At 61.8% G+C, this 24,596-nt stretch carries 19 protein-coding genes; 15 read left to right on the plus strand and 4 right to left on the minus strand.

The annotated features are described in order from the left end of the window. Positions 1 to 2: 2 nt before the first annotated feature. Both PSH73_RS19715 and PSH73_RS19720 read right to left on the minus strand, forming a co-directional pair. Positions 3 to 632 (minus strand): L-threonylcarbamoyladenylate synthase, encoded by a 630-nt coding sequence (locus tag PSH73_RS19715; RefSeq protein ID WP_057439989.1) that lies wholly within the window; start codon positions 630 to 632, stop codon positions 3 to 5. 13 nt (positions 633 to 645) lie between these two features. Next, complete coding sequence (locus PSH73_RS19720) at positions 646 to 1,509, minus strand: PHP domain-containing protein (RefSeq protein WP_057960503.1); 864 nt, start codon at positions 1,507 to 1,509, stop codon at positions 646 to 648. Positions 1,510 to 1,596: 87 nt separating this feature from the next. On the opposite strand from PSH73_RS19720, the gene PSH73_RS19725 reads away from it, so the two are divergent. The 7 genes from PSH73_RS19725 to PSH73_RS19755 all read left to right on the plus strand — a co-directional run bounded on the left by PSH73_RS19725 (position 1,597) and on the right by PSH73_RS19755 (position 7,112). Next, positions 1,597 to 2,193 carry a septation protein A gene (locus PSH73_RS19725; RefSeq protein WP_057960504.1) on the plus strand — a complete coding sequence of 199 codons (597 nt, stop codon included), beginning with the start codon at positions 1,597 to 1,599 and terminating at the stop codon, positions 2,191 to 2,193. 1 nt (position 2,194) lies between these two features. Then, positions 2,195 to 2,494 carry a YciI family protein gene (locus PSH73_RS19730; RefSeq protein WP_169989581.1) on the plus strand — a complete coding sequence of 100 codons (300 nt, stop codon included), beginning with the start codon at positions 2,195 to 2,197 and terminating at the stop codon, positions 2,492 to 2,494. Between the two features lie 106 nt (positions 2,495 to 2,600). After that, the gene (locus PSH73_RS19735; RefSeq protein WP_057439993.1) at positions 2,601 to 3,008 is read left to right on the plus strand and encodes a hypothetical protein; all 408 of its coding nucleotides are present in this window, start codon (positions 2,601 to 2,603) and stop codon (positions 3,006 to 3,008) included. Positions 3,009 to 3,015: 7 nt separating this feature from the next. Beyond that, positions 3,016 to 3,693 (plus strand): response regulator transcription factor, encoded by a 678-nt coding sequence (locus PSH73_RS19740; protein ID WP_057960506.1) that lies wholly within the window; start codon positions 3,016 to 3,018, stop codon positions 3,691 to 3,693. 159 nt (positions 3,694 to 3,852) lie between these two features. Then, a complete protein-coding gene (locus PSH73_RS19745; protein ID WP_057960507.1) occupies positions 3,853 to 4,314 on the plus strand; it encodes an LTXXQ domain protein in 462 nt (153 codons plus the stop codon). Between the two features lie 64 nt (positions 4,315 to 4,378). After that, positions 4,379 to 5,722, plus strand: coding sequence for a HAMP domain-containing sensor histidine kinase (locus PSH73_RS19750; protein ID WP_057960508.1), 1,344 nt, complete (start codon positions 4,379 to 4,381; stop codon positions 5,720 to 5,722). Between the two features lie 40 nt (positions 5,723 to 5,762). Then, on the plus strand, positions 5,763 to 7,112 hold the full coding sequence (locus PSH73_RS19755; RefSeq protein WP_305461231.1) for a CoA transferase: 1,350 nt from the start codon (positions 5,763 to 5,765) through the stop codon (positions 7,110 to 7,112). Positions 7,113 to 7,232: 120 nt separating this feature from the next. Here PSH73_RS19755 and arcD (PSH73_RS19760) read toward each other — a convergent pair whose 3' ends face one another. Beyond that, positions 7,233 to 8,660 carry an arginine-ornithine antiporter gene (gene arcD / locus PSH73_RS19760; RefSeq protein ID WP_057960510.1) on the minus strand — a complete coding sequence of 476 codons (1,428 nt, stop codon included), beginning with the start codon at positions 8,658 to 8,660 and terminating at the stop codon, positions 7,233 to 7,235. A gap of 441 nt (positions 8,661 to 9,101) precedes the next feature. On the opposite strand from arcD (PSH73_RS19760), the gene arcD (PSH73_RS19765) reads away from it, so the two are divergent. The 6 genes from arcD (PSH73_RS19765) to PSH73_RS19790 all read left to right on the plus strand — a co-directional run bounded on the left by arcD (PSH73_RS19765) (position 9,102) and on the right by PSH73_RS19790 (position 16,157). Next, positions 9,102 to 10,529, plus strand: a complete 1,428-nt coding sequence (arcD, locus tag PSH73_RS19765; protein WP_057439997.1) for an arginine-ornithine antiporter — start codon at positions 9,102 to 9,104, stop codon at positions 10,527 to 10,529. A 34-nt stretch (positions 10,530 to 10,563) separates the two neighbouring features. Beyond that, positions 10,564 to 11,820, plus strand: coding sequence for an arginine deiminase (arcA, locus tag PSH73_RS19770; RefSeq protein WP_115128819.1), 1,257 nt, complete (start codon positions 10,564 to 10,566; stop codon positions 11,818 to 11,820). A gap of 70 nt (positions 11,821 to 11,890) precedes the next feature. Next, complete coding sequence (locus PSH73_RS19775) at positions 11,891 to 12,901, plus strand: ornithine carbamoyltransferase (protein WP_029296316.1); 1,011 nt, start codon at positions 11,891 to 11,893, stop codon at positions 12,899 to 12,901. Between the two features lie 194 nt (positions 12,902 to 13,095). Further along, complete coding sequence (arcC, locus tag PSH73_RS19780) at positions 13,096 to 14,025, plus strand: carbamate kinase (protein ID WP_057439999.1); 930 nt, start codon at positions 13,096 to 13,098, stop codon at positions 14,023 to 14,025. A gap of 61 nt (positions 14,026 to 14,086) precedes the next feature. Beyond that, positions 14,087 to 14,449: a DUF5064 family protein gene (locus PSH73_RS19785; RefSeq protein WP_057440000.1), complete on the plus strand. Its 363-nt coding sequence runs from the start codon at positions 14,087 to 14,089 to the stop codon at positions 14,447 to 14,449. Positions 14,450 to 14,648: 199 nt separating this feature from the next. Further along, positions 14,649 to 16,157, plus strand: a complete 1,509-nt coding sequence (locus PSH73_RS19790) for a sigma-54-dependent transcriptional regulator (RefSeq protein WP_057440001.1) — start codon at positions 14,649 to 14,651, stop codon at positions 16,155 to 16,157. On the opposite strand, the gene PSH73_RS19795 is transcribed toward PSH73_RS19790, so the two are convergent. Next, positions 16,158 to 20,837: a hypothetical protein gene (locus tag PSH73_RS19795; RefSeq protein ID WP_305461233.1), complete on the minus strand. Its 4,680-nt coding sequence runs from the start codon at positions 20,835 to 20,837 to the stop codon at positions 16,158 to 16,160. 334 nt (positions 20,838 to 21,171) lie between these two features. On the opposite strand from PSH73_RS19795, the gene gcvH reads away from it, so the two are divergent. Both gcvH and gcvP read left to right on the plus strand, forming a co-directional pair. Beyond that, a complete protein-coding gene (gene gcvH, locus PSH73_RS19800) occupies positions 21,172 to 21,555 on the plus strand; it encodes a glycine cleavage system protein GcvH (RefSeq protein ID WP_057440003.1) in 384 nt (127 codons plus the stop codon). A gap of 10 nt (positions 21,556 to 21,565) precedes the next feature. Then, complete coding sequence (gcvP, locus tag PSH73_RS19805; protein WP_115128821.1) at positions 21,566 to 24,415, plus strand: aminomethyl-transferring glycine dehydrogenase; 2,850 nt, start codon at positions 21,566 to 21,568, stop codon at positions 24,413 to 24,415. Positions 24,416 to 24,596 lie beyond the last annotated feature (181 nt).

Below are 24,596 nucleotides of genomic sequence, written 5' to 3' on the forward strand. Positions count from 1 at the left end.
ATTCAGGCCTCGACCAGGAACGGTGCCGGATCGCCACAACCCACACGGATCACCTCCGGCTCGCCGTCGGCCAGGTTGATCACGGTGGACGCCTTGTTGCCGCCATACCCGCCGTCGATGATCAGGTCTACGTGCTTTTCCAGGAGTTGGCGCATTTCATAGGGATCTTCCAGCGGCTCAGTGTCGCCGGGCATGATCAACGACACGCTCATCAGCGGCTCACCCAGCTCGGCCAGCAGCGCCAGGGCAATGGGGTGCTCCGGCACCCGCAGGCCGATGGTGCGCTTTTTCGGGTGCAGCAACAGGCGCGGCACCTCGCGGGTGGCATTCAGAATAAAGGTGTACGGCCCCGGCGTATGGGCCTTGAGCAGGCGGAAGGTGCCGGTATCGACCTTGGCGAACAGGCCCAATTGCGACAGGTCGCTGCAGATCAGCGCAAAGTTGTGATTCTTGTCCAGTTCGCGCAGGCGTCTTACGCGCTCCACGGCGTTCTTGTCGCCGATCTGGCAACCGATGGCGTAGGAGGAATCCGTGGGGTAGATCACCACGCCGCCGCCTCGAATGATCTCCACGGCCTGCTTGATCAGCCGCGCTTGCGGGTTTTCCGGGTGAATCTGGAAAAATTGACTCACGTTCTCTACCTGTTCAGACGGTGGCGGTAATGGGGTCATGCTTGAATCGCCCCCACAGGAGCGGCAAGTCTTCCGGGACCGGGCGATATTCGCCGATCTCCGACCAGCCGCCTGGGCCATGGAAATCACTGCCGGCACTGACCAGCAGACCAAATTCACGGGCAAGAATCGCCAGGCTGCCAACCTGTTCGGCGGGTTGATGCCCATTGACCACTTCGATGGCGTGGCCACCCGCTTGAATATAGTCGCCTATCAGCTTGCGACGCTTGCTGCGGGTAAAATCGTAATGCCAGGGGTGCGCCAGGCTGACCCAGGCCCCGGAAGCACGCAACGTGGCAACCGTGTCCTCCAGAGTCGGCCAGTGCAACTTGACGTCCCCCAGCTTGCCGGCGCCCAGCCATTTGCGGAACGCTTCGGCGCGGTCCTTGACGAACCCTTCACGCACCATCCAGTCGGCAAAATGCGGACGGGCCGGCGCGTTGCCGCTGTCGCCCAGCTCCTGCTGGATCGCTCGGGCGCCCTCCAGCGCGTTGGGCATGCCCTTGAGCGCCAGTTTGCGGCTTATTTCTTCGGACCGCAGCCAGCGGCCATCGTGCAAATTGGCAATGGCCGCCACCAATGGCGGGGCCGTGACGTCAAAACCGTAGCCCAGGACATGAATGGTCGCGCCGCCCCAGGTGCAGGACAATTCGACGCCATTGACCAGATGCATCCCCAGGGCCGTGGCGGCACTACGCGCCTCTTCCAGGCCTTCGAGGGTGTCGTGGTCAGTCAGCGACAGGACTCGCACGCCTTTTTCAAACGCACGCGCAACCAGTACCGCGGGCGCCAGGGCGCCGTCGGAGGCCGTGCTGTGGCAGTGCAAATCAACATTCACGGAAGTGTGTAACCTCAAGTCAGCTGGCGCTTTCGCTACCAAGGATGTTTGTTATTATGCCGCCACATCCAGCTTCTGGCTCTTACTGTGAAACAATTCATCGACTTCATCCCGCTGTTGCTGTTCTTCATCGTTTTCAAAACCGATCCACGGGTCCTTGATATCGGCGGCCATGAGCTGTCGTTCGGCGGCATCTACAGCGCCACGGCGGTGCTGATCATCAGCTCCCTGGTGGTCTACGGCGCGATCTTCATCTCCCAGCGCAAGCTGGAAAAAAGCCAGTGGCTGACCCTGATCGCCTGCCTGGTCTTTGGCGGCCTGACCCTGGCCTTCCACAGCGAGACCTTCCTGAAATGGAAAGCCCCGGTGGTCAACTGGCTGTTTGCCCTGGCCTTTATCGGTAGCCACTTCATTGGTGATCGCCTGTTGATCAAGCGGATCATGGGCCACGCCCTGAGCCTGCCGGAGCCGATCTGGACCCGCCTGAATATCGCCTGGATCGGGTTTTTCCTGTTCTGTGGCGCGGCCAACCTGTTCGTGGCCTTTACCTTCCAGAGCTACTGGGTCGACTTCAAGGTGTTCGGCAGCCTGGGCATGACCGTGGTGTTCCTGGTTGCCCAGGGTATCTACCTGTCGCGCCATCTGCATGACACCGACCCCACCACGCCAAAAACCGAGGACTGACATGCTCTACGCCATCATCGCCACCGACGTCGCCAACTCCCTGGAAAAACGCCTGTCCGTTCGCCCGGCCCACGTGGACCGCCTCAAGGCGCTGCAGGCCGAGGGGCGCTTGATGATCGCCGGCCCGCACCCGGCGGTCGACAGCAATGATCCGGGGGACGCTGGCTTCACCGGCAGCCTGATCATCGCCGAGTTCGCCTCCCTGGCCGATGCCCAGGCCTGGGCCAAGGCCGATCCGTATGTGGCGGCCGGCGCCTATGCCGATGTCGTGGTCAAACCGTTCAAACAAGTCCTGCCCTGATCCCGGTGGTGCTGAACCTATTGGGCTCGGCAAACGCCTAATCGCTCATTATTCTCGGTAACCTGCCGACAACGTTCTGAATATTCGTGTGGAATCAGGAGTTCCGATGCGCTTACGTCAGTTGTGTCTGTTGGCAGTGTTAACGATCGGGGCTACGGCCCAGGCTGAAGAAACCTCGAACACCGGCAGTTCCACGCCCCTGTCCTTGAGTGCCGGCAGCCAGATCACCGAGTTGCAGCAACGCTTGAAAGAAAGCGAACGCCTGCGCGAAGAGCTGAGCAAACAATTGCAGACTGCCGATGCTGCCCGCGAGAGTGCGCAACTGAGCCGGCTGCGCCAGGACAATCAGCGCCTGGCCCAGCAACTCAAGGAAGCACAAGGTGGCGCCCTGCCACGCTGGCTCACCGACCAGCAGCAATGGTTTGTGATTGGTGCGGGAGTTGCGCTGGTCGCCCTGCTGTGCGGTATCTTCGCCAGTGGCGGGCATCGGCGCCGTCGACAATGGCTAAATTGAGTGAGTCATGAGCGAGCTGTTACTGATAGATGATGACCAGGAGCTTTGTGAGCTGCTGACCAGTTGGTTGAGCCAGGAAGGTTTCCAGGTGCGCGCTTGCCATGACGGCGTGAGCGCGCGCAAAGCCCTGGCCGAAGCCGCGCCGGCGGCGGTGGTGCTGGATGTGATGCTGCCCGACGGCAGCGGCCTGGAGTTGCTCAAGCAATTGCGCGCCGACCACCCGGAGCTGCCGGTACTGATGCTCTCGGCCCGGGGCGAGCCCCTGGACCGGATCCTCGGCCTGGAACTGGGTGCCGATGACTACCTGGCCAAGCCCTGCGACCCCCGCGAACTGACCGCCCGCCTGCGGGCGGTACTGCGCCGCAGCCACCCGACGGCGGTGTCGACCCAGCTGGAACTGGGCGACCTGTGCTTCAGCCCAGTGCGTGGTGTGGTGATCATCGACCATCAGGAACTGACCCTCACCCTGTCCGAAAGCCGCCTGCTGGAAGCCTTGCTGCGCCAGCCGGGCGAGCCCCTGGACAAGCAGGAGCTGGCGCAGATCGCCCTGGGGCGCAAGCTGACCTTGTATGACCGCAGCCTGGACATGCACGTCAGCAACCTGCGCAAGAAAATCGGCCCGCATGCCGACGGCCGCCCGCGGATCGTTGCATTGCGCAGCCGTGGCTACTACTACAGCCTCTGACATCCCCAGCAGGAGCCGGCAACCCGGCGCCTACAGGTTTGTAAGCCCCCACCCAATCCGTCTTTACCCAAGCTTTACCCTTCCCTGACCGCCGCTGACCTTGATCTTCGTAATCTACTCACATCCGGACTCACCGGAACCGAGACAAGGAGAAACACCATGCGCAAGACCCTTATCGCTCTGATGTTCGCCGCAGCCCTGCCGACCGTCGCCATGGCCATGCCAGAAGGCCATGGCCCGATGGGCGGCCCTGAAGGCCACATGATGGGTGGCCCGGGCCACGGCAGTGAACACGGCATGCGCGGCAAAGGCGGCCCGTTCAGCCAACTGGACCTGACCCGCGAGCAGCGCCAGCAGATCGGCAAACTGATGGGCGAACAACGGGAAGGCCGCCAACAACTGGTCAAGAAGTACCTGGACAAACTCCCGGCCGCTGACCAGAAGGCCATGAAGGACGAAATGGCCGCCGCCAAGCAGAAAACCCAGGCGGATATCCGCGCCTTGCTCAAGCCTGACCAGCAGAAGAAGTTCGACGAAATGGCGAAGAAACGCGCCGAGCGTCAAGCCGAGTGGCAGCAGTTCCAGGCCTGGAAAGCGCAACAACCGCAAAAAGCGCAATAATGCGTTAGCAACCTCCCAGCCCAGTGGCCCGTGCCGCTGGGCTTTTCCTGTTTGAGGGTTTCCTGTGCGTTCACTCTTCTGGCGCATCCTTGCCAGTTTCTGGCTGGCTATCGCCCTGGTTGCCGGGCTGTCGGTCCTGCTTGGGCATATGCTCAACCAGGACGCCTGGATTCTCAGCCGCCATCCCGGCCTCAACAACCTGGCCGAAGAATGGACCCAGCGTTATGAAACCCAGGGCGAGGACGCCGCCCAGGATTTGTTGCAACAGCGCAAACGCCAGTACCACGTCGATGTGCAGGTGCTCAACGAGAGCGGCGACCCGGTGGTGCGTGGCACCTTCCCGCGCCGCGCCGCCGCCTTTGAAGCCCGCCAGCATGAGAGCCACGAGGGCCGGCTACCGTGGCGCCGCCTGACGGCCGAGTACACCAGTGAAAAAACCGGCGATACCTACCTGCTGATCTACCGCATCGCCCTGCCGGAGCTGGATGCCTGGCACCGCAGCAGCCTGCTCTGGCCCTTGAGTGCCCTGGCGATTGCGTTGGTGGTGCTGACCCTGTTCAGCCTGCTGGTGACCCTGTCCATCACTCGCCCCCTCAGCCGTCTGCGCGGTGCAGTGCATGACCTGGGCCAGACCACGTACCAGCAAAACAGCCTGGCGCGCCTGGCCGACCGACGTGATGAATTTGGCGTACTGGCCACCGACTTCAACCGCATGGGCGCTCGCCTGCAAAGCCTGATCGGCAGCCAGCGGCAATTGCTGCGCGATGTGTCCCACGAACTGCGCTCGCCCCTGGCGCGCCTGCGGATCGCCCTGGCCCTGGCGGAACGGGCCACGCCCGAAGCCCGGGAGAAGCTCTGGCCGCGCCTGACCCTGGAATGTGATCGCCTGGAAGCCTTGATCAGCGAGATCCTGGTGCTGGCGCGGGTCGACGCCGACAACGCCAGCGCCGAAGACATCGACCTCAACGCCCTGCTCAAGACCCTGCAAAAGGACGCCCAGCTCGGCGCCCCGGAGCAGCTGGTGCAACTGCAAGCCGAGCCGGCGCTGCAACTCAAGGGCTGGCCCCATATGATCGAGCGGGCGCTGGACAACCTGTTGCGTAATGCCCAGCGCTTCAACCCTCCCACCCAGCCGATAGAAGTCCAGGCCCTGCGCCAAGGCGAACGCATTGTGATCAGCGTGCGCGACCACGGCCCGGGCGTGGAGGCCGAACACCTGCAAAAACTGGGCGAGCCGTTTTACCGCGCCCCCGGGCAAACCGCCCAAGGTCATGGGCTGGGCCTGGCCATCGCCCGTCGGGCCGCCGAACGTCATGGCGGCAGCTTGAGCCTGGCCAATCACCCGGAGGGCGGATTTATCGCCACCCTGGACTTGCCCTTGCAGCCGGGGATTGCAGCACACCCCTGAAGATCTTCTATGATGGCCCCTCTCTTATGGAGGGCCTTTGATGACTGATCTGCTCACCTCGATCCAGCGTGCAATCGATCTGCCGCCCACGCCGCTGGCGACCACTGCAGCCGGCGCCCTGCCGTCAACCTTCGCTGTCACCGAGCTGGCCTGCGCCAGCATCGGGGCTGCCGGCCAGGCCATAGCCCGGCTGCTGGAACAACACACCGGGCGCCTGCCCCTGGTCAGCGTCGACCCGCGCCTGGCCTCCTTCTGGTTCTCCAGCTCCCTGCGCCCACTGGGCTGGAGCGTACCGCCGCTGTGGGATCCGATTGCCGGTGACTACGCCTGCGCTGACGGCTGGATTCGTCTGCACACCAACGCCCCCCACCACCGCGCAGCTGCCGAGCGTGTACTGGGGCAGGTCGCGGATCGGGCGGCGATGGCGCTCAGGGTCGCCTCCTGGAACGCCGCCGAGCTTGAGCAGGCGTTTGTCGATGAGGCCGGCTGCGCCGCGCAGATGCGCACCTGGCAGCACTGGCAGGCTCATCCCCAAGGGTTGGCGGTCAATCAGGAACCGTTGGTGGCATGGGAGCGCTTCGAGGCAGCCGGCAACACCACCTGGCTGGGCAACGTGGCGCGCCCGTTGGCGGGGGTCAAGGTACTGGACCTGACCCGCGTTCTGGCCGGTCCTGTGGCCAGCCGTTTTCTCGCAGGGCTTGGCGCCGACGTATTACGCATCGACTCCCCCACCTGGAACGAACCAGGGGTCGTGCCGGAAATGACCCTGGGCAAACGCTGCGCGCGCCTGGACCTTAAAAACACCGACGACCGGCAATTATTCGAAGGTTTGCTCAAGGATGCCGACATTCTGTTTCACGGTTATCGGGCCGATGCACTGGAGCAACTGGGTTACAACGCGAGCGCACTGCAGCAACTCGCCCCCGGCCTGATCGACGTCAGCCTCAACGCCTACGGCTGGAGCGGCCCGTGGCGCAATCGCCGGGGCTTCGACAGCCTGGTGCAGATGAGCAGCGGTATCGCCCACGCCGGCATGCAATGGAAGCAGGCGGATAAACCCGTGCCGCTGCCGGTGCAGGCGCTGGACCATGCCACCGGTTACCTGATGGCGGCCAGTGCGATACGGGCCTTGGCCGAGCGTTTAAGCAGCGAGCATGGGGGGTCGGCCCGGCTGTCGCTGGCGCGTACGGCGAAATTGTTGATCGAGGCGGGACAAGACGTGAAGCAGCCAGCGTTGCGTGAAGAAGAACCGAGTGATCAGGGGCTGCTGGTGGAGCAGACGGCCTGGGGGCCGGCGCATCGGTTGCTGGCGCCGGTCACTCTTGCCGGGACACCACTGCAGTGGGATTTGCCGGCTGGGGAATTGGGCGCGCATCGGGCACGGTGGTGACCTTGAAATGGTCATCGCGGGCAAGCCCGGCTCCCACAGTTGACCGGGTACACGATCAACTGCGGGAGCGGGCTTGCCCGCGATAAGGCCCTCCCCAGCACAATCAACCAGGCGTCATGCTCACAGGGTCAGCACTCCGCTATACAACCCATACGCCGCCAGGCTCGCCCCGGCAATCACGCAACTGAAAATCCCCTTTTCCAGCAAGGTAAACAGCGGCTGGCCCTGCTCGCGCTTGGCCTGGGCAAACAGAATCACCCCAGGTGCATACAGCAACGCCGACAGCAGCAGGTATTTCAAGCCCCCGGCATACAGCAGCCACACCGCATAGCCCAGGGCAATCACGCCGACCAGCAGGTCCTTGAGCCGCTGGCCATGGGCTTCTTCGTAGGTTTCTCCGCGCCCGCACAACAACACGGCATAGGCCGCCGACCATAAATACGGCACGAGGATCATCGACGACGCCAGGTAGATCAACGTGGTGTAAGTGCTGGCCGAAAACAGCGTGATCACCAGGAACAGCTGGATCATCACATTGGTCAGCCACAACGCATTGACCGGCACGCGGTTGGCATTTTCCTTTTTCAGGAAGGCCGGCATGGTCTTGTCATGGGCAGTGGCGTAGAGAATCTCGGCACACAGCAAGGCCCATGACAGCAACGCCCCCAGCAGCGACACCGCCAGGCCGATGCTGATCAACATTGCGCCCCAGGGGCCGACGATATGTTCCAGCACGCCCGCCAGTGAGGGGTTCTGCAAGTTGGCCAACTCGGGCTGGCTCATGATCCCCAGGGACAGCACGTTGACCAGCACCAGCAGGGCCAGCACTCCGACAAACCCGATCACCGTGGCGCGGCCCACGTCCGAGCGTTTTTCCGCGCGCGCCGAGTACACGCTGGCCCCTTCGATACCGATAAACACAAACACGGTGACCAGCATCATATTGCGCACCTGGTCCATCACCCCACCGAACTGCGGGTTGCCCAGGCCCCAGATATCCCGGGTGAATACATCCGCCTTGAAGGCCACGGCGGCGATCACGATAAACATCAGCAGCGGTACGATCTTGGCCACGGTGGTGACCTGGTTGATAAACGCTGCCTCCTTGATCCCGCGCATCACCAGAAAATGCACAGCCCACAGCAGCAACGACGCGCAACCGATCGCCACCGGCGTGTTGCCTTGGCCGAACACCGGGAAAAAATAGCCCAGGGTGCTGAACAGCAACACGAAATAGCCGACGTTGCCCATCCAGGCACTGATCCAGTAGCCCCAGGCCGACGAGAAGCCCATGTAGTCGCCAAACCCCGCCTTGGCGTAGGCATACACCCCGGAGTCGAGGTTGGGCTTGCGGTTGGCCAGGGTCTGGAACACGAACGCGAGGGTCAACATACCCACGGCAGTGATCCCCCAACCGATCAGGATCGCCCCCACCTCGGCCCGCGCAGCCATGTTCTGCGGCAACGAGAAGATTCCGCCGCCAATCATCGAGCCCACCACCAATGCCACCAGAGCACTGAGACGCAGCTTTTGTGCCGGTTGCGACATAGAAACTCCTGCAGATAAAACAGTTATTGAGCGCTGCACTCGGCTAATTTATCGAAATCAATCAATGTTTATTAGCTATAGCGAATAAAACTGCTCGCCTCATAACTTAATGACATTTCAATTAATCGAGTTTAGGTAAATTTAGAATTTAAATACGGCTTGTCTTTTATCCATGGGAGGTATTTGGCAAAGCCTCTGAAAAAGTTTGCACATCTGCGAAAACGGGCTAGCTTCAAGCGTCCACGTCTTGCGCACAAAAGGATTAACCCGAACGGAGAGATGCTCTGAAATGAGCATATCCGGGCAATTATACGCCTGTAGCATTTATTCATAAGTCTTTAATTCACAATGGAATGTGCCAATGAAGTGATCTAAGTCAGCTATTTGAACAGCGCACAGTTTTATTCTGTGGTCTCTCTTCTCCTGCATTGGAGTCACGCAATGTCTGAATCTCCCGGAAAACTTCGATTAGGCGCCCTTGTTGCTCTTGTTGTGGGCTCAATGATTGGCGGCGGGATCTTCTCGTTGCCGCAAAATATGGCCGCCAGCGCCGATGTCGGTGCGGTGTTGATTGGTTGGGTTATCACTGCCGTGGGTATGTTGACCCTGGCCTTTGTATTCCAGACTCTGGCCAATCGCAAACCTGACCTGGACGGCGGCGTGTACGCCTACGCCAAGGCCGGTTTTGGCGACTACATGGGTTTCTCGTCAGCCTGGGGCTACTGGATCAGTGCCTGGCTGGGCAACGTCGGCTACTTCGTGTTGCTGTTCAGCACCCTGGGCTACTTCTTCCCCATCTTCGGCGAAGGCAACACCCCGGCGGCGGTGATCGGCGCCTCGGTGCTGTTGTGGGCCGTGCATTTTCTGGTATTGCGCGGGATCAAGGAGGCGGCGTTTATCAACCTGGTGACCACCGTCGCCAAGATCGTACCGCTGGTGCTATTTGTATTGATCGCGCTGTTCGCGTTCAAGCTGGACATCTTCACCGCTGATATCTGGGGCCTGAAAAACCCCGACCTGGGCAGCGTAATGAACCAGGTGCGCAACATGATGCTGGTCACCGTCTGGGTATTTATCGGTATCGAAGGCGCGAGCATCTTCTCGTCCCGTGCCGAAAAACGCTCGGACGTGGGCAAGGCCACCGTCATCGGCTTTATCACCGTGCTGCTGTTCCTGATGCTGGTGAACGTGCTGTCCCTGGGCATCATGACCCAACCGGAACTGGCCAAGCTGCAGAACCCGTCGATGGCCGCCGTGCTGGAGCATGTGGTCGGCCACTGGGGCGCGGTGCTGATCAGCGTCGGCTTGATCATCTCGCTGCTGGGTGCGCTGCTGTCGTGGGTGCTGCTGTGTGCAGAGATCATGTTCGCCGCTGCCAAAGACCACACCATGCCGGAGTTCCTGCGTAAGGAAAACGCCAACCATGTGCCGGTCAACGCCCTGTGGCTGACCAACGCCATGGTCCAGGTCTTCCTGGTGATCACCCTGTTTTCCGCCAGTACCTACCTGTCGCTGATCTACCTCGCCACCTCGATGATCCTCGTGCCCTACCTGTGGTCGGCGGCCTACGCGCTGCTGCTGGCAGTGCGCGGCGAGACCTACGAGGCGGCCCTGGCCGAGCGCAAGAAAGACCTGTTTATCGGCGCCGTCGCTCTGATCTACGCGGTCTGGCTGTTGTATGCCGGTGGCACCAAGTACCTGCTGCTGTCCGCCCTGCTCTACGCCCCTGGCGCGATCCTGTTCGCCAAGGCCAAGCGTGAACTGGGCAAACCGATTTTCACCAACGTCGAGAAGCTGATTTTCGCCGCAGTGGTCATTGGCGCCCTAGTGGCGGCCTATGGGCTCTACGACGGCTTCCTGACCCTGTAACACCTGAATCTTTATGTTCACTGGAGGATCTGTAATGACCACGGAAAAAGTTAAGTACGGCGTACATTCCGAAGCCGGCAAACTGCGCAAAGTCATGGTGTGTTCCCCAGGTCTGGCCCATCAGCGGCTGACCCCCAACAATTGCGACGAACTGTTGTTCGATGACGTGCTCTGGGTTGCCCAGGCCAAGCGGGACCATTTCGACTTCGTCACCAAGATGCGCGAACGCGATATTGATGTGCTGGAAATGCACAACCTGCTGACCGACATTGTTGCCATCCCCGCAGCCCTGGACTGGATCCTGGAGCGCAAGATCACTGCCGATACAGTTGGCCTGGGCCTGGCCGATGAAGTCGGTTCCTGGCTGCGCAGCCTGGAGCCGCGCAAGATCGCCGAGTTCCTGATCGGTGGCGTGTCGGCCGACGACCTGCCGAGCAGCTTTGGTGGCAAGACCATCGAGATGTTCCGCGACTTCCTCGGCCACTCAAGCTTTATCCTGCCGCCGCTGCCCAACACCCAGTTCACCCGCGACACCACCTGCTGGATCTACGGTGGCGTAACGCTCAACCCGATGTACTGGCCGGCGCGACGTCAGGAAACCCTGCTGACCACCGCCATCTACAAGTTCCACCCCGAGTTCACCAACGCCGACTTCCAGATCTGGTACGGCGACCCTGACCTGCAACACGGTGCAGCCACCCTGGAAGGCGGCGACGTGATGCCGATTGGCAACGGCGTGGTCTTGATCGGTATGGGCGAGCGCTCGTCCCACCAGGCCATCGGCCAACTGGCGCGCAACCTGTTCAAGAACAAGGCCGTGGAAAAAGTCATCGTGGCCGGCCTGCCGAAATCCCGCGCCGCGATGCACCTGGACACCGTGTTCAGCTTCTGCGACCGCGACCTGGTCACCGTCTTCCCCGAAGTGGTAAGCCAGATCGTTCCTTTCACCCTGCGCCCTGACGAAAGCAAGCCCCACGGCATTGATATCCAACGGGAGAAAACCAACTTCCTCGACACCGTGGCCGCAGCCCTTGGCCTCAAGACCCTGCGCGTAGTGGAAACCGGCGGCAACAGCTTCGCCGCCGAACGCGAACAGTGGGATGACGGCAACAACGTGGTAGCGGTAGAGCCTGGCGTGGTGATCGGTTACGACCGCAACACCTACACCAACACCCTGCTGCGCAAGGCCGGTGTGGAAGTCATCACTATCAGTGCCGGTGAACTGGGTCGCGGCCGTGGCGGTGGCCACTGCATGACCTGCCCAATCATCCGCGATCCTATCGACTACTAAACGACCGTCTCCCCGGTCGGCACCTACCCGATGCCGACCGGGCCGATTACCGAATCCAAGGAGAATCATCATGGCGTTCAACATCCACAACCGTAACCTGCTGAGCCTGGAACACCACACCCCGCGCGAGCTGCGCTACCTGCTGGACCTGTCCCGCGACCTCAAGCGCGCCAAGTACACCGGCACCGAGCAGCAGCACCTCAAAGGCAACAACATCGCGCTGATCTTCGAGAAAACCTCGACCCGCACCCGATGTGCCTTCGAAGTCGCAGCCTATGACCAGGGCGCCAACGTCACCTATATCGACCCGAACTCGTCGCAGATCGGCCACAAAGAAAGCATGAAAGACACCGCCCGCGTACTCGGGCGCATGTACGACGCCATCGAATACCGTGGCTTCAAGCAGGAAATCGTCGAAGAACTGGCGAAATTTGCCGGGGTACCGGTGTTCAACGGCCTGACCGACGAGTACCACCCAACCCAGATGATCGCCGACGTGCTGACCATGCGTGAACACGCTGACAAGCCGATCCACGACATCAGCTACGCCTACCTGGGCGACGCCCGTAACAACATGGGCAACTCGCTGCTGCTGGTCGGCGCCAAACTGGGCATGGACGTACGCATCTGCGCACCCAAAGCCCTGTGGCCCCACGATGACCTGGTCGGTCGCTGCAAAAAATACGCGGAAGAAAGCGGTGCACGCATTACCCTCACCGAAGACCCGAAAGCGGCGGTCAAGGGCGTGGACTTTATCCACACTGACGTCTGGGTCTCCATGGGCGAGCCAGTGGAAGCCTGGGCCGAGCGTATCGAGCAACTGCTGCCGTACCAGGTCAATGCCCAACTGATGAAAGCCACCGGCAACCCACGCACCAAGTTCATGCACTGCCTGCCGGCGTTCCATAACAGCGATACCAAGATCGGCAAACAGATTGCCGAGCAGTATCCGCACCTGGCCAACGGCATCGAAGTGACCGACGACGTGTTCGAGTCCCCAGCCTGCATCGCCTTCGAGCAAGCGGAAAACCGCATGCACACCATCAAGGCGATCCTGGTTTCGACGCTGGCTGACTTGTAACCCAACACCGCTCCCACTGATGTAACACGGTCAATGTGGGAGCGGGCTTTATGCGGCCTTGCCCGCGATGCAGTCACCTCGGTCTGCCAGGCATATTGAGGTGATGCCATCGCAGGCAAGCCAGCTCCCACATAAAGCCAACTCCGACATTTTGTCCGGTGTTCACAAAGCCGCACTCTAAAAGGACAACCGCTATGCGTATCGTCGTTGCTCTGGGCGGTAACGCCCTGCTCCGCCGTGGTGAACCCATGACTGCGGACAACCAACGCGCCAATATCCGGATCGCCACCGAACAGATTGCCAAGATCCATCCCGGCAACGAGTTGGTGATCGCCCACGGCAATGGGCCGCAAGTCGGCCTGCTGTCCCTGCAAGCCGCCGCCTACACCCAGGTTTCGCCCTACCCGCTGGACGTGCTGGGTGCCGAAACCGAAGGCATGATCGGCTACATCATCGAACAGGAACTGGGCAACCTGCTGGACTTTGAGGTGCCATTCGCCACCCTGCTGACCCAGGTTGAAGTGGACGCCAACGACCCGGCCTTCCAGAACCCGACCAAGCCGATCGGCCCGGTCTACTCCAAAGCCGAAGCGGAAAAACTGGCCGCCGAAAAAGGCTGGGCGATTGCCCCCGATGGCGATAAATACCGCCGGGTGGTGGCCAGCCCACGGCCCAAACGCATCTTTGAGATCCGCCCGATCAAGTGGCTGCTGGAAAAGAGCAGCATCGTGATCTGTGCCGGCGGCGGCGGCATCCCGACCATGTATGACGAGAACGGCAAGCTCAAGGGCATCGAGGCCGTGATCGACAAAGACCTGTGCTCCTCGCTGCTGGCCCAGCAACTGGAAGCCGACCTGCTGGTGATCGCCACCGACGTCAACGCCGCCTTTATCGACTTCGGCAAGCCGACGCAAAAGGCTATCGCCCAGGCCCACCCCGACGACATGGAAACACTCGGCTTCGCCGCCGGCTCCATGGGGCCCAAGGTCCAGGCCGCCTGCGAGTTCGCCCGCAACACTGGCAAAACCGCAGTGATCGGTTCACTCTCGGACATCGAAGCGATCGTCCAGGGCACCGCCGGTACCCGTATCAGCACGGCAAAACCTGGCATCACCTACTTATAAATACACCCCGGGCGGCTGTTGCAGCCGCCCTTCTCCAATGCCTTGTTAGGGAGAGACGCCTATGGCCATTTTTGAACCCGGTCACTTGCATGTTGAACGCCACGCCTTGAATGCCCAGGACCACAGCTACGACCTGTGCATCGACTATGAAGTCAGCCAGGATCCAAAGGAAGGCAAGGGAATGCTCTTCAAGATGCATGGTTCGGTGCAGGGCAAAGAGCTCAAGGAAGAATTCTTCCTGCCCAAGGACCAGGCCTTCGACTTTGCCCGCCATGCCATGAACATTGCGCAGAAATACGGCATGCCGAAAACCGCGGTCCTCAACGGAGGCATGCATAAACAGTACGACTTGATGTTCGAGGATGTGCGCCACCAGCTGGATGTAAAGCCGGGCGATCCGATCAAGCCTGAACACCTGGAATAACCCCTGCTCCACGGCCAAAACAGATCAAATGTGGGAGCCAGCTTGTGTGGGAGCTGGCTTGCCTGCGATGAAGGCACCTCGATGTATCAGTCACACCTCGATGAGGCTATCGCAGGCAAGCCAACTCCCACATTTTTGATCTCCACCGTCGCTCAGGCATACTGGCCACCCTCCGCATTGCAGAATCAAAGTCCGCCCCATGCGTATCCACGTCAGCTTCATCGACCGCGTCGGCATTACCCAGGAAGTCCTGGCCCTGCTCGGTGGGCGCAATCTCAACCTGGATGCGGTGGAGATGATCCCGCCCAACGTCTACATCGACGCACCGACCCTGAGCGTGGAGGTGCTGGAAGAGTTGCGCGACGCGCTGTTCAGCGTCCATGGCGTACAGGCGGTGACGGTGGTGGATATCCTTCCCGGCCAGCGCCGCCACCTGCAACTCGACGCCCTGCTGGCGGCCATGACCGACCCGGTCCTGGCCCTGGACAGCGCCGGCAAGGTGCTGCTGGCCAACCCGGCGCTGATCGCCCTCTATGGCCGCGAGCCGGCTGGCGAAAGTATCGCCGAGCTGTTTGACGATCCGGCGCTGCTGGAGGCCTTGCTCGAACATGGCTTTCGCCTGCCCCTGCGCGAGATCAGCGTCAACGGCCAGACCTTGCTGCTGGATGCCACGCCGATTACCGATGCCGGCGCGCTGCTGACGTTGTACCAACCCAATCGCATCGGCGAGCGGCTCTCGGCGCTGCACCATGACCATGCCGAAGGCTTCGATGCGTTGCTGGGCGAGTCCGTGGCCATCCGCACCCTCAAGACCCGTGCGCAACGGGTGGCGGCCCTCGACGCCCCGCTGTTGATCCAGGGCGAGACCGGCACCGGCAAAGAGCTGGTGGCCCGCGCCTGCCATGCCATCAGCGCACGCCACAGCTCACCGTTCCTGGCGCTGAACTGCGCGGCGCTGCCGGAAAACCTCGCCGAAAGCGAGCTGTTCGGCTACGCCCCCGGCGCCTTTACCGGCGCCCAGCGCGGCGGCAAGCCAGGGCTGATGGAACTGGCCAACCAGGGCACGGTGTTTCTCGATGAGATCGGCGAGATGTCGCCGTACTTGCAGGCCAAGCTGCTGCGTTTTCTCAATGACGGCAGCTTTCGCCGGGTCGGCGGCGACCGCGAGGTCAAGGTCAATGTGCGCATCCTCAGCGCCACCCACCGCGACCTGGAAAAGATGGTCAGCGAAGGCACCTTCCGCGAAGACCTGTTCTACCGCCTCAATGTGCTGAATGTGGAAGTGCCGCCCCTGCGCGAACGTGGCCAGGACATCCTGCTGCTGGCCCGCTACTTCATGCAGCAGGCCTGCGCGCAGATCCAGCGCCCGGTCTGCCGCCTGGCACCGGGCACCTACCCGGCGCTGCTGGGCAACCGCTGGCCGGGTAATGTGCGCCAGTTGCAGAACGTGATCTTCCGCGCCGCCGCCATTTGCGAAAGCAACCTGGTGGACATTGGCGACCTGGATATTGCCGGCACCTCGGTCGCCCGCCAGAGCGACGGCGAAGTGAACAGCCTGGAGCAGGCCGTCGAGGACTTTGAGCGCAGCCTGCTCGAAAAGCTCTACAGCACCTACCCCTCGACACGTCAGTTGGCCAACCGTCTACAGACGTCTCACACCGCTATCGCCCATCGGTTGCGCAAATACGGCATCCCCGGCAAACCCTGATCACCACAGGACCCTGCGTCCACGCTGGATCACCGCCCCCGTCGCGCTGAAAAACAGCTGCTGGGCCATGGCTGGACTGATCCGCGAATAGTAGATCGCAATCACATCGCTGTCGGTCTTGTCGGCCAGACTGCGAAAGCTCATAAAGCGTTGTTCCGGCCGTTTCAAATGGCCGGCGCTGTATGGCGCGTTGGCCGCCTCGCGTGTGCGGTAATGAAAATGGGCGTAGGCCAATACCTTGCCGCCAGTGTCCTTGACCAGGTATTCCTGCAGGAAATCATTCTCCCGTTTAAGCGCTATGCGCCCCTCTATCGGTAGGATTTGCACCTCATTCTGGCTCTTGAGGTAAGCAATCCCCTCTTCATCAGGCGCCAGGCGCTTGACCATCTCGATACGGATCAGCCTGCCGTGCTCCGCCAGGCGGCTGGAGGCCTGACCCAGTTCCTTGAGCAGGGGCTCCTGCGTTTGGCTTTGCTCCTGCCCCAGGGCCTTGCGGATCTTATCGGCCACCCCATTGATTTTCCCGGCATGCCGTAACAACCGGGCCTCGACGCTGGCGGGCTGGCTGGAGAGGCGCGCTTCGTTACGCGTCTGCTCAAGCACAGTCGACTGGCGCGCCAGCAGCTTGCGCCCATCGTCCCTGAGCCTTTCCAGGGAACGCACCGGGCGCACTGGCGGCGTACTGGCCTGGGTGATTGCCTCAAACTCATCACTGCCAGGTGCCTGCCGAAAGCTCGCCACCACACTCTGATCGACCGGGTTGATGACATCGACAATGTGCTCGTTCATCTGCGGCGTACGCGCCCGAACCTGGCCCACCAGATAGCGGCTCTTGCGGTCACGGATCAGGCGCTTGCCAGAGCCAAGCGCGGGCCCGGGCGCGCGTGCAGGAGTCTGCTCGCGCTCACGCAGCAGCGCCGCCAGGGAACCGCGCGCTTCATGCTCCAAGGCGTTGAGCATGCGATTCAAGCGCTCGATGCTGCCCTCATAGAGCAGGTCGGAATCCATGTCGCCGTACTCACGCAGGGACGCTTGGGTGTTGTCATAGTCGAGCAAAATCGCGTCATAGCCGTCGATGCGCTGTTGCACACTCAGGGGGCCTGCCTCCTGCAGGTTTTTTTGTGACTGCACCGATTGGGTCGCCTCATCGACCAACGAGCCGATCCGGATGAAATCCTCATATTCCTCGGGCTTCGGCGGCCTGCGCACTATCACCCCGCCCAATGCCTTCAACTGCAGCGACTTCCAGTCCAGCGGCGTGCCAAGTGTGGAGGGAAGCAAGGCTTCAGGCCGCGAGTCATACCCGGGTACTTGGGCCAGCCTGGCATAGTTGTTTCGCTCCAGGATGCTCAAGTCGATCAGTTGCTCGTTGTAGCCAATAATTGTCTGCATCGACTCGACGAGCGTGTGGTGCGCAGCCTGAACAACGGCTACGTCTTCATGCTCCAACTGCTCACCCAACTGGCTGCGACGCTCACCGGGAAACACCTCGTTCGAGCGGTTTGCGATCAGCATCACCATCTGCACACGCAGGGTCTGGACAAGGTCCTCCAACTGCAGAATCTTTTCCGGCTCGAACCGCTCCACGGGTTTGTTGGCATTTTTTGCGATCAACGCGTCCAGCCGGTTGAACTGCGCCCGGCTTTGTTTCTCCAGGGCGGCCAGATAGCTGGCCCGCAGCGCTTGCAGGGATGGATCAAAGAGTTTTTGCTGATCGCCGCCGCGGGCGTGTTCAAAGCGCTCTTCAGCGGCCGCTGCGGCTTTTTCAGCCTCCATCAGGCGTTCCGTCATCTCTTGATAATGACGTTCAAACATCTGGTTCTGACGCTGGATATTGGCGCGGCGGCTGGCAGCCGACAGCTTGGGATGGCCACCGAGCAATTGCAGGCCCAGGTCGACTTTCCACACCCCGCGTGAATCTTTCCTGAGCCAGGGACCGGCGCGCAGGGGGGTTCTCAGGTCCACGATGCGCCAACGCCCATCCACCTGCTTGCCCCCATACAGCTGGCTGTCAATCAACAGGTAATCTTCATGGCTGACCGTGCCGCCGGGGCGCCGCACCGCGACCCGGCCGCGTATAGGGCTGTCTGGCGAGCTGACCGTGGGCGTTCCCGGCCACTGCTCGCCCGGCCCCGGGGACCAGCGGAAGGTCTCAAGCTGTGCCTGTTGCGCGGGATCAAGGCGCAACCGCGCGTTGGCCCAGGAAAAGTCCATGCCCGTGACATCGGCCAGTGAACGCTGCCAGGCAAAGGTCGAGGGCGTCTGCTGGACATGCCTGACCGCCGTGGTTTCGATCGCGCCAGTAGACAGTGACCGGGTCTCACTCAACCGCAAACGCTGATCAAGACTGACCACCGGGCTCAACAGCAGGCCGGCCAGGCTGCCGAGCAAATCGACCAGGGCACCGGCGGTGTCTTCCTGACTGGCTGCGGCCGGCAAAGCCAGCACCGTGCGAAAGCTGACATACACCTGGGACAACCACCCCGCCACTGACACCGATCCCCTGAGCAGGGGCAGCAGGGCATTGAAGATCTGCCAGAGATTATTCTTGAACAGCGTCCAACGCAGCGCCTCGATAGAGGTGGCGCGTTTTTCGGCGGACTGCCAAAGGCTCCTGGCGTTTTCATCAAATACCGTCTCAAGAAACACCCCAGGTACTGGCTCGTCGCTGAGCAATGCAGGGCTCGCCGCAGCGTGCTCGCTGTATTCGTCCCCCTGTAGAAAGCGCTGGACATGGGGGCTTGAAAACCCGCCGTTGGCAAACAATGCGCGGCTGTTTTCAGACAGTTGCTCAAGCACCACCGCCTGCAGGTCACTGCCCGTTCGAGTGATCTCGTCGAGCAGCGCCTGGCGGCTGGCGAACTGCTGGAGCAGCACCTCGGCCTGATCAGGCCGGTACAGAATATGGGGCAACGGGCTGTTATCCCGCGGACCGATGACAAACAGGTTGCTGGCTTTATGCACCGTTCCCCCGGCATGCGTCAGAAAAGCCAAGGGCCGGGCGATGATCACCTGGTTACCGACCGCCCGCTTGAGCGGGTCGCTCTGCAGCAAGGCTTGCACCACCTCTGCGCCGGGCGGGGTAAACCCGTTGCGTTGGCGCAGGCTGTTCTCAAGGGCGCGCAATGGAAGCTGCAAGGCCATCTGCTCGACAAACAAGCGTCGGCGCCGTGCAGACTCTGCCGGGTCCGACACCAGCGCCCGCTTGAGTAGCGCGGGGTAATGCCGCCCCACATCGACCGTCTCAATCAGTTTTTCCAGGTACGCCGGCCTGATCCACCCGGCAACCTCCTGCCCCGGCGCCGCCTGATGGGCGATCTGCACACTGGCATAGGGGGTTGCAAAGGGGTTTTCCAACGACCATGAGGTCAAGGACTTGGTGGTGCGCTGCGTCCAGCCCACCGTGGCGCCTTGGGTGCGTTCAAACGTCAGCAGGTAATCATCCGGATTGATCGCGGCTTCTTGCGGGAAATCCAGGTGCATCTGGCGTTGCAGCGCATGGCGGGCATACACGTCAATCGGCTCCAGCCCGTCGAGAAACGATGCACCGCCCGTGCGTTTTTGCAGGTCTGCCAGACGCTCCAGCCATTGGCCGTAGGTGTTCCGGTCGGCCCCGCTGGCGACCTGCAACCACAGCGGCAACTGCTCTTCGTGGGGCTGCTGGAGATAGTCGCCCTCGAACCACACCTCGGGTGCGGTGAGTTGGCTGAACAGGCGCTTGTAGCTGTCGACGCCGGGCAGGGCCGACCAATTGAGCTGCTGCAACGCCCTTAACTGGCGCTCCAGCAAGGTCTGGGCCTGTGCATCGAACACATCACCTTGCGGCTCCTTGAGCACCCAATTGACGAGCAGTCCAGGGGTGTAGTGGCTCATGTAGCGTGGCAGCAGGCTGCCCAACTCGTCCAACGCAGTCAGTTTGAGCAGGCTTATCGCGGGAACATAAACCAGGTTGACCTGTTGCTGCGCGACCTGACGCTGCAAGACCAACAACGGCAGCCACTCGCCGGGCCGCCCCTCCTGGCCGGCATAGACTTGATAGATCCGCAGCACATCGGCCCCGCCCAGCGCTTGCCGGTCCACCTGATGGCCCCACAGTTCCTGCGGCCCGTCCCCCAGCCCCAGCAGCGCGCTTGCTTGCTGCGGTGTCAGGGGCGGAGTCTGCCGGGCGCTGAGCAAACACTCACGCAACTGCGTGCCGACTGCGCCCCAGCGACTAAGCCCTGCATCGCCGGGGGCAGGCGCGTTCCAGTAGGCCACCAGCCTTGCGTTAAAACCGGCGAGCAACTGGGGGGCCAGGGCGTTGAGCATGAACTCAATATCATCGACCGACACCACATCGGTTATCGGCACGAGGCCATGGCTTATGGAACTGACCAACAGGTAGTGATGACCGGCCACGTAGTTCAGCACTTCGCTGCTCATGCAGCGCCTGATCAAGGCATCACCCAGGGTCGTGAGCTGGGTATAGCTGTCAGCGCCGGCTTGAGCGGGCTGCCTCACGCCGATCCAGGTGATGTTGGCCCGTAAACGGGAGGCCGCGAACCCGTCGGCGATCCAGTCCTGGACCATGGACTCGGCCACTTGCGTCAACGTCGGGCGCTGGGCAAACAGGCGCCGGAGAAAGTCGCGGGATGCGTTTAGCTGGGAAGTGCCCTGAAATGCCGCTATTGAATGGCTCATGCCGCGCGTCCTAATCATTGGATAACGGCAAAATAAGCCGCCCCCTGCCGGCCCGTGCGCTACATACATCTCGCGCAGCCGTATCGAAAACGCTACAGCGGAACGTTTTCAATACACGTCTGGCCCGCCTTCGCCATGCAAGGCTTTGATCCAAATAGGCTTTTTTTCCACTGTCGATCCGTAGCGATTTCGCTACAGCGCGCGTCCCTCACTCACCACCACATATCTATAAACAGTTGATTAATAACAATAAATTTATATTGGCCGCATTTTTGCTAAGGACTCTCCCATTCCAATCCCGTCCACCAGACGATTCTGGCCCTGAGGAGTTTCCATGAGCGAATTGCGTTTTACTGAAGATCACGAATGGCTGCGTGCCGAAGCTGACGGCAGCGTCACCGTAGGTATTACCGCGTTCGCGCAAAACGCCCTGGGTGATGTGGTTTACGTGCAACTGCCGGAGCTGCAGGCCTACGAGCAGGGCGCCGAAGCCTCCACTGTGGAATCGGTCAAGGCCGCCAGCGGCGTGTACATGCCCCTGACCGGCGAAGTGCTGGAAGTCAACGACCAGCTCAGCGAAAGCCCGGAACTGGTCAACGAAGACCCGACGGGCGAAGGCTGGTTCTTCCGCTTTAAACCGGCTGACGCCGATGCAGTAGCTAAGCTGTTGGATCAGGATGCGTACGACCGCCTGATCAAAGCCAACGCTGAAGCTTGAGGAGCGCGCCATGAGTATCAACCTGAGCACCGCCAACGAATTTATCGCCCGCCACATCGGCCCGCGCCAGGACGACGAGCAACAGATGCTCGCGACCCTGGGTTTTGACTCCCTGGAAGCCTTGAGCGCCAGCGTGATCCCGGAAAGCATCAAGGGCACCGCCGTGCTGGGCCTGAGCGACGGCCTGAGCGAGGCCGATGCACTGGCCTCGATCAAGGCCATCGCCGCCAAGAACCAACTGTTCAAGACCTACATCGGCCAGGGCTATTACAACTGCCACACGCCGTCGCCGATCCTGCGCAACCTCCTGGAAAACCCGGCCTGGTACACCGCCTACACGCCTTACCAGCCCGAGATCTCCCAAGGCCGCCTGGAAGCGCTGCTGAACTTCCAGACCCTGATCAGTGACCTTACCGGCCTGCCGATCGCCAACGCATCCCTGCTCGACGAAGCCACTGCCGCCGCCGAGGCCATGACCTTCTGCAAGCGTCTGAGCAAGAACAAGGGCAGCAACCAGTTCTTTGCCTCCGTGCACAGCCACCCGCAGACCCTCGACGTGCTGCGCACCCGTGCCGAGCCGCTGGGCATCGAGGTGGTAGTGGGCGACGAGCGTGAACTGACGGATGTCAGCCCGTTCTTCGGCGCCCTGCTGCAATACCCGGCCAGCAACGGTGATGTGTTCGACTACCGTGAATTGACCGAGCGCTTCCACGCCGCCAACGCACTGGTGGCCGTGGCCGCCGACCTGCTGGCCCTGACCCTGCTGACCCCACCGGGTGAGTTCGGTGCCGACGTGGCCATCGGCAGTGCGCAGCGCTTCGGCGTGCCGCTGGGCTTTGGTGGCCCGCACGCCGCTTACTTCTCCACCAAGGACGCGTTCAAGCGTGACATGCCGGGGCGTCTGGTCGGTGTGTCCGTAGACCGTTTCGGCAAGCCGGCCCTGCGCCTGGCCATGCAGACCCGCGAGCAACATATCCGCCGCGAAAAGGCCACCAGCAACATCTGCACCGCCCAGGTACTGCTGGCCAACATTGCCAGCATGTACGCGGTGTACCACGGCCCCAAAGGCCTGGTGCAGATCGCCACGCGCATTCATCACCTGGCCGCAATCCTCGCCAAAGGCCTGGGTGCCCTGGGCTTCAAGGTTGAACAAGAGACGTTCTTCGACACCCTGACCCTGGCCACCGGCGCCAACACTGCGGCCCTGCACGACCAGGCCCGTGCCCAGCGCATCAACCTGCGCGTCGTGGACGCGGCACGCCTGGGCCTGTCGGTGGATGAAACCACCACCCAGGCCGATATCGAAACCCTGTGGAGCGTGTTCGCAGGCGGTAAAGCCCTGCCGGACTTCGCCGCCCTCGCCGCCAGCGTCGACAGCACTCTGCCGGCCGCGCTGCTGCGCCAATCGCCGATCCTCAGCCACCCGGTGTTCAACCGCTATCACTCGGAAACCGAGCTGATGCGCTACCTGCGCAAGCTGGCCGACAAGGACCTGGCGCTGGACCGCACCATGATCCCGCTGGGCTCGTGCACCATGAAGCTCAACGCCGCCAGTGAAATGATCCCGGTGACCTGGGCCGAGTTCGGGGCCCTGCACCCGTTCGCCCCGGCCGAGCAAAGCGCCGGCTACCTGCAACTGACCACTGAACTGGAAGCCATGCTCTGCGCGGCCACCGGCTACGACGCCATCTCCCTGCAGCCGAACGCCGGTTCCCAGGGCGAGTACGCGGGCCTCTTGGCGATCCGTGCCTATCACCAGAGCCGTGGTGAAGAACGCCGCGATATCTGCCTGATTCCTTCGTCGGCCCACGGCACCAACCCGGCCACCGCCAACATGGCCGGCATGCGCGTAGTCGTCACCGCGTGCGATGCCCGTGGCAACGTGGACATCGAAGACCTGCGCGCCAAGGCCATCGAGCACCGCGAGCACCTCGCCGCGCTGATGATCACCTACCCGTCGACCCATGGCGTGTTCGAGGAAGGCATCCGCGAAATCTGCGGGATCATCCATGACAACGGCGGCCAGGTGTATATCGATGGCGCCAACATGAACGCCATGGTCGGCCTGTGCGCCCCGGGCAAGTTCGGCGGCGACGTGTCGCACCTGAACCTGCACAAGACCTTCTGCATCCCCCACGGCGGTGGCGGCCCGGGCGTTGGCCCGATTGGCGTCAAGTCGCACCTCACGCCATTCCTGCCCGGCCACGCGGCCATGCAGCGCAAGGAAGGCGCAGTCTGCGCGGCGCCATTTGGCAGTGCGAGCATCCTGCCGATCACCTGGATGTACATCAGCATGATGGGCGGTGCAGGCCTCAAGCGCGCTTCGCAGCTGGCGATCCTCAATGCCAACTACATTTCCCGTCGCCTGGAAGAGCACTACCCGGTGCTGTACACCGGCAGCAACGGCCTGGTGGCGCACGAGTGCATCCTAGACCTGCGCCCGCTCAAGGACAGCAGCGGCATCAGCGTGGATGACGTGGCCAAGCGCCTGATCGACTTTGGTTTCCATGCCCCGACCATGTCGTTCCCGGTGGCCGGCACCTTGATGATCGAGCCGACCGAAAGCGAATCCAAGGAAGAACTGGACCGCTTCTGCGACGCCATGATCGCTATCCGCGAGGAAATCCGCGCGGTGGAAAACGGCACGCTGGACAAGGACGACAACCCGCTGAAAAACGCGCCGCACACGGCAGCTGAAATCGTCGGTGAATGGAGCCACCCGTACAGCCGTGAACAGGCGGTGTATCCGGTAGCGTCGTTGATCGAAGGCAAGTACTGGCCGCCGGTCGGCCGGGTCGACAACGTGTTTGGCGATCGCAATCTGGTGTGTGCGTGCCCGTCGATCGAGAGCTACGCGTGATCTGACTGAAGAGACGCAGTCAGTGTAGGAGCTGGCTTGCCTGCGATAGCCTCACCTCGGAGCTACTGATAGACCGAGGTGTCTGCATCGCAGGCAAGCCAGCGCCTACACAAGCCCGGCTCCCACAGTGATCGCATTGCGCAGAACAGCTTGCTTCCAATAATAAGAAACCGGAGAACAA

The sequence above is a fragment of the Pseudomonas sp. FP2294 genome (assembly GCF_030687625.1).
Taxonomy (GTDB): domain Bacteria; phylum Pseudomonadota; class Gammaproteobacteria; order Pseudomonadales; family Pseudomonadaceae; genus Aquipseudomonas; species Aquipseudomonas shahriarae.